This window comes from Serratia sp. (in: enterobacteria) (assembly GCF_046715635.1).
GTDB lineage: Bacteria > Pseudomonadota > Gammaproteobacteria > Enterobacterales > Enterobacteriaceae > Chania.
Window position 1 is genome coordinate 1 of the sequence record NZ_JBKJYW010000548.1, and the last position, 5,714, is coordinate 5,714.

At 53.4% G+C, this 5,714-nt stretch carries 7 protein-coding genes; 1 reads left to right on the forward strand and 6 read right to left on the reverse strand.

The window, feature by feature from the left end; all coding sequences use genetic code 11:
- Positions 1-140 (reverse strand): 2-dehydropantoate 2-reductase N-terminal domain-containing protein (locus ACLQ7H_RS28465; RefSeq protein ID WP_411755575.1); only part of this gene is annotated, 140 nt, incomplete at its 3' end.
- A 169-nt stretch (positions 141-309) separates the two neighbouring features.
- Here ACLQ7H_RS28465 and ACLQ7H_RS28470 point away from each other — a divergent pair.
- On the forward strand, positions 310-801 hold the full coding sequence (locus ACLQ7H_RS28470) for a YajQ family cyclic di-GMP-binding protein (RefSeq protein ID WP_024483937.1): 492 nt from the start codon (positions 310-312) through the stop codon (positions 799-801).
- 230 nt (positions 802-1,031) lie between these two features.
- Here ACLQ7H_RS28470 and ACLQ7H_RS28475 read toward each other — a convergent pair whose 3' ends face one another.
- From ACLQ7H_RS28475 to ACLQ7H_RS28495, 5 genes are all read right to left on the reverse strand, one after another.
- Complete coding sequence (locus ACLQ7H_RS28475; RefSeq protein WP_065683924.1) at positions 1,032-2,396, reverse strand: MFS transporter; 1,365 nt, start codon at positions 2,394-2,396, stop codon at positions 1,032-1,034.
- A 314-nt stretch (positions 2,397-2,710) separates the two neighbouring features.
- Positions 2,711-3,601, reverse strand: coding sequence for a heme o synthase (gene cyoE, locus ACLQ7H_RS28480; RefSeq protein WP_411755576.1), 891 nt, complete (start codon positions 3,599-3,601; stop codon positions 2,711-2,713).
- Positions 3,602-3,618: 17 nt separating this feature from the next.
- Positions 3,619-3,957: a cytochrome o ubiquinol oxidase subunit IV gene (locus ACLQ7H_RS28485; RefSeq protein ID WP_024483939.1), complete on the reverse strand. Its 339-nt coding sequence runs from the start codon at positions 3,955-3,957 to the stop codon at positions 3,619-3,621.
- Positions 3,957-4,571: a cytochrome o ubiquinol oxidase subunit III gene (locus tag ACLQ7H_RS28490; RefSeq protein WP_411755573.1), complete on the reverse strand. Its 615-nt coding sequence runs from the start codon at positions 4,569-4,571 to the stop codon at positions 3,957-3,959. The genes ACLQ7H_RS28485 and ACLQ7H_RS28490 overlap by 1 nt, the downstream gene beginning before the upstream one ends.
- A partial coding sequence (locus tag ACLQ7H_RS28495; protein ID WP_411755574.1) for a cbb3-type cytochrome c oxidase subunit I occupies positions 4,561-5,714 on the reverse strand: 1,154 nt, incomplete at its 5' end. The genes ACLQ7H_RS28490 and ACLQ7H_RS28495, both read right to left, overlap by 11 nt.

Genomic DNA, 5,714 nt, shown 5'->3' on the forward strand with positions numbered 1-5,714 from the left:
GTGCCGTCGGGTTCAATGACGTTGACCGCACAAAATGGTTGGGGCACCCGTAACCATCCCTGTACATCGTGGCCCTGCTGATAGAGTTTGGCCAGCCACAGTTGTCCGAGCGCGCCGCAACCAAGAATGGTTATTTTCATTTCATCTCCCTGGTTTTCGGAAAGACCACTGATGCATCCTTTTGATTATAGGCTTTTCTGTTGTTGAGCGTCTTGTTCAAGCGCATATCTGAATTTTGCCTGCAACCGCAAAGCGGGTATTATGCACGGCAACGAAATCATAGAGCACCCATTCAGGAGGAAGAGAAGTATGCCATCTTTCGACATCGTTTCCGAAATTGATATGCAGGAAGTTCGCAACGCCGTTGATAACGCTACCCGCGATCTCAGCACCCGTTGGGATTTCCGTAACGTACCAGCCAGCTTTGAGCTGAACGAGAAAGACGAAAGCATTAAGGTCGCCAGCGAGTCTGACTTCCAGGTGCAGCAACTGCTGGATATCCTGCGCGAAAAACTGATGAAACGCAGCATTGAAGGCGGCGCGCTGGAGATCCCGGAAGAGCTGACCCACAGTGGCAAAACCTACAGCGTGGATGCCAAGCTCAAGCAGGGGATTGAAAGCTCAATGGCGAAGAAGATCGTCAAGCTGATCAAAGACAGCAAGTTGAAGGTACAGGCGCAGATCCAGGGTGATGAAATCCGCGTTACCGGTAAGGCACGCGACGATCTGCAAAGCGTGATGGCGCTGATCCGTGGTGCCGATCTGGGACAACCGTTCCAGTTTAAAAACTTCCGCGATTAAGTTATGCCGGTCTGGGGAGATAGCCCCTCACCCTAACCCTCTCCCAAAAGGAGAGGGGATCGATCGAGTCCGCTGAATTTTCTGCGTAATACCCTGTCTTTCTTTTTGCTCCCCACTTCCCGAAGCAGTACGGGCTAATCAAGCGCTCCGGACAACTCCCTCTCCTTTTTGGGGAGAGGGCTGGGGTGAGGGGGAACAACAGACGATCAAGCCAAAGTAGATGGGCATCCTTAAAGCGCTGCGATCAGGGCTTCCAACTGACCGCGATTGGTCTGTTTGGTATCTACCTTCACGTAAGCGCTGCGCTCCTCGGGAACCACGACCGCTTCCGCTACGCCCGGCTGAGCCAGCAGACGGCTTTGCAACGCCGAATCCTTTACCGCCAGTTCCGACAGCGTAATACGCAGGCTGCTGACGTAAGGCGGCTCTTTCATGGTGCTACTGACCACAAACCAGACCGCGGCAAGTACCGCTCCGGCGATAAAGACCAACCCTGCTCCCTGAAAACCATATAACCAACCGCCCACGCTGCCGCCGATGGCCACACCAATAAACTGGCTGGTGGAGTAAACGCCCATCGCTGTGCCTTTATAACCTGCCGGGGACTCTTTGCTGATCAGCGAAGGCAGAATGGCCTCCATGACGTTAAACGCCATAAAGAACAGCTGCACCCCGGCAATGATGCCCCATAGGTGCTGGCCAGAAAACCATAGCACTACCTCGGCGCAAAACAGCACCGCTACGCAGCCCATAAAGACCTGCTTCATACGGCGGTATTTTTCCGCATAGATGATAAACGGCACTACGGCAATGAAGGAAACCAACATGGTGACCAGATAGACTTTCCAATGGTCCGCAGCGGCCAGCCCGGCTTTTTCCATTGCCAACGGTAAGGCAACGAAGCTGGACATCAGCAAGATATGCAGGCACAGGATGCCAAAGTTGAGTTTCAACAGCCGCGAATTGTTCAGCACCTTGCTGAAACTGCCCCGTACGATGCTCGATTCCCGGTTCAGCACGTGTTCGTCGGCGGAAGGGACGACCAGCAAGGTAATAGCGATACCGGCTAGTGACAGCACGGCAATCATCCAGAACAGCGCATGCAAACCGAAGGCATGAGTCACTATCGGGCCCACCACCATGGCGATAGCAAAGGTGATGCCGAAGCTGACGCCGATAAACGCCATCGCCTTGGTTCGGTTCTGTTCGCGGGTTAAATCTGACAGTAGCGCCATTACCGCAGCAGCAATCGCCCCGGAACCCTGCAATGCACGGCCAAGAATGATGCCCCAGATGGAGTCGCTTAAGGCCGCGATCACGCTGCCAAGGGCGAAGATCAGCAGCCCGCCGACGATCAGAGGCTTACGGCCAACGCGGTCGGAAATCAGGCCGAAGGGGATCTGGAATACCGCCTGCGCCAGGCCATAAATACCGATAGCCAGGCCGATCAGCGCCTCACTGGCACCGTGCAGCGCCATCCCATAGGTGGTCAGTACCGGCAACACCATAAACATGCCGAGCATGCGCAGTGAGAAAACGGTACCCAAACCCCAGGTTGCACGGCGTTCTTGGGGTGTCATTATATTGTCGTTCATGTAAACCTCAGTTAACCCGTCGTCTTTCAAGCTGACTTGCATTAGCTGTGCTGTACAGGGATGTACAAATGCCGCGAGCGCAGGGATGCGCAAGAGCGGCCAACTTGAAATTCATAGGGTATCGAACCTATTCCAACGAACTAAGTAGGGGGAGACTTAGCCCGTTGGAATAGCCTCGGCAAAGTTGCGTCATTCTAGTGCGTAGGGCAGGGGGGGTAAATCGAATGTTATTTAACAGATATTACAGTTGGCGTGTTTTTCTCTGAAATAAATAAAATGGGCCGCTAAGCGGCCCATTCGCAGACATCCGCTGTTTACCAAGCGTAGGTTAACAGGGTTTCCGGTGTAGCACTGGCACTGAAATCGATCGACATCATTACGCTAAGTGAAGTAATGGCCACGATTGAGAACACAAACAGTTTGCGCGCCCAGACGCTGTCATTTTCCGCTTTGTAACCGCGTAACGCCATGCCCAGCCACCATACGCTCACCGCCGCTGCGACGATCAGGTATTTGTAGCCGGCATAACCGCCCAGGGTCAGCATCAGCGTGGCGATCATAAACGCCAGGATGTAGAGCGTGATGTGGTTTTTGGCAACGGAGATGCCTTTCACCACCGGCAGTACCGGGATATTGGCTGCCTGGTAATCTTTAAAGCGGAAGATGGCAATCGCGTAGGAATGCGGCATCTGCCACAGGCTGAAGATGGCCAGCAGGATCAACGCCCCAGCATCAAACTCGTTGGTGACCGCGCAGTAGCCAATCACCGGCGGCGCGGCTCCCGACAGGCTGCCGATCAGCGTGCCGTATACCGAGTGGCGTTTCATGTACAGGCTATAAATGCCGACATAAACCACAAAGCCCATCACCGCCAGCCACATGGCCAGCGGGTTGGCTGCGATATACAGCAGTGCAAAACCAGCAATACCCAGCAAGGTAGCGTAAACCAGGCTCACACTCGGCGCGATCAGGCCTCTTACCAGCACCCGGTTCTTCGTTCTCTCCATTTTCTTGTCGATGTCGCGGTCAATGTAGTTGTTAAATACACAGCCCGAGGCAACCACCAACGAGACCCCTAACAGGGTGGCGAGAAACAGGGGATAGTCGATGCTCCCTTTGGAAGCGAGCAGGAACCCCCCGACGACAGAAATTAAATTACCGAAAATAATTCCTGGTTTAGTTACTTGCAGGTATTGCTTAATCATCACGTCCAGCTCTGCTCTTAATCGACCATCATGTTGATGTTGAGGTTGTACATAATCCAGAGTGAACCCACAACAACGATACCGATGATCATAGCGGTGAACAGCAATGCCACCAGGTTCCAGCGCTCTTCCGATGAGGTGTTCATATGCAGGAAGTAAACCAGGTGAACGATCACCTGGATAACCGCCATGCCGACCACGACCGCCAGGATAGTGGAGTGAGAGGCGCTGCCACTCATCACCATCGCAAATGGGATCACCGTCAGGATGACCGACAGGATAAAGCCGGTCAGATATGACTTCACGCTACCGTGGCTTGCGCCGCCGTGAGAGGTATCATGGGATGAATGGCTCATTACATTACCCCCAGCAGGTAGACAACGGTAAATACGCAGATCCAGACCACGTCCAGGAAGTGCCAGAACAGGCTCAGACACATCAGACGGGTTTTATTGGTTGGGTTCAAGCCACGCTTGCTTACCTGAATCATCATGATGACGATCCAGATCAGACCGGTGGTGACGTGCAGACCGTGAGTACCCACCAGCGCAAAGAAGCTGGAGAGGAACGCACTGCGGTCTGGGCCGTAACCCTCGGCGATCAGGTGATGGAATTCATAGATCTCCATCGCCACGAAGCCGACGCCAAACAGGAAGGTCAGGAACAGCCAGGTGTTAACGCTGCTTACCTTACCCTTGTTCATGCCGATCATCGCCATACCGTAGGTGATGGAGCTGAACAGCAGCAGGAAAGTTTCAACCAAGACAAAATTCAGGTCGAAGATATCTTTCCCAGTGGGACCGCCCGCGGTCCCGTTCACCAGTACTGCATAGGTTGCGAACAAGCTCGCAAACAAAATACAGTCGGTCATCAGGTAGATCCAGAATCCGAAGACCTTGGTTTCCCCTGCGTCGTGGTGCCCATGCTCAGCATGGGCCGCGCTATGGTTGGTCAGAGTATCAGTTGACATGTTTCACGCCTGCTTTGCTGATTTGTTCATAGTGTTGGTTTTCAATGCGCTCGATCTCATCAACCTGCACATAGTAATCAACATCTTCATCGAAGCTCTTGACGATCCAGGTCACGATCATGCCGGCGAAGCCAGCAATCGCCATCCACCAGATATCCCAGATCATCGCGAAACCAAATACCAGGCTAAAGCCAGCAATAATCACACCGGCGCCGGTATTCTTCGGCATATGAATCGGCTCGTACTTCGCGGGTTTCTTATAGGCTTCGCCTTTTTCTTTCATGTCCCAGAACGCATCACGATCGTGAATTTCTGGCACTACGGCAAAGTTATAGAATGGTGGTGGAGAAGACGTTGACCACTCCAGCGTACGTGCACCCCACGGGTCACCGGTCAGATCGCGGTTCTGCTCGCGATCGCGGATACTGACGTAGATCTGAATCAGTTGGCACAGGATACCGCAGGCAATCAGCGCTGCACCGCCAGCTGCAACCAGTAGCAGCGGGTGGAACTCAGGGTCGATATTCTGGCTGATACGACGGGTCATCCCCATAAAGCCCAAAACATACAACGGCATAAAGGCGACGAAGAAACCGATGATCCAGAACCAGAAGGCACGAATACCCCAGGTTTCATTCAGACGGAAGCCGAAGGCTTTAGGGAACCAGTAAGTCAGGCCTGCAAAGCAACCGAATACTACACCACCGATAATCACGTTATGGAAGTGGGCAATCAGGAACAGGCTGTTGTGTAGCACGAAGTTGGCACCTGGCACCGCCAGCAGCACGCCAGTCATACCACCGATGGAGAAGGTGATAATGAAGCCAACGGTCCACAGCATTGCGGAGTTTAACTGGATGCGGCCCTGATACATGGTGAACAGCCAGTTGAAAATCTTCACCCCGGTCGGAATGGAAATGATCATCGTGGCGATACCGAAGAAGGCGTTGACGTTCGCGCCTGACCCCATGGTGAAGAAGTGGTGCAGCCATACGATAAACGACAGAACGGTGATCGCAATGGTTGCCCATACCAATGAGGTATAGCCGAACAGGCGCTTCTTCGAGAAGGTCGCGGTAACTTCTGAGAACACCCCGAATACCGGAAGAACCAGGATATACACCTCTGGGTGACCCCAGGCCC

What these genes read in the sequence shown, in the direction of transcription:
- ACLQ7H_RS28470 (WP_024483937.1), top strand. Translation starts at nt 310, where the DNA reads ATGCCATCTTTCGACATCGTTTCCGAAATTGATATGCAGGAAGTTCGC.
- ACLQ7H_RS28475 (WP_065683924.1), bottom strand. Translation starts at nt 2,396, where the DNA reads ATGAACGACAATATAATGACACCCCAAGAACGCCGTGCAACCTGGGGT.
- cyoE (WP_411755576.1), bottom strand. Translation starts at nt 3,601, where the DNA reads ATGATTAAGCAATACCTGCAAGTAACTAAACCAGGAATTATTTTCGGT.
- ACLQ7H_RS28485 (WP_024483939.1), bottom strand. Translation starts at nt 3,957, where the DNA reads ATGAGCCATTCATCCCATGATACCTCTCACGGCGGCGCAAGCCACGGT.
- ACLQ7H_RS28490 (WP_411755573.1), bottom strand. Translation starts at nt 4,571, where the DNA reads ATGTCAACTGATACTCTGACCAACCATAGCGCGGCCCATGCTGAGCAT.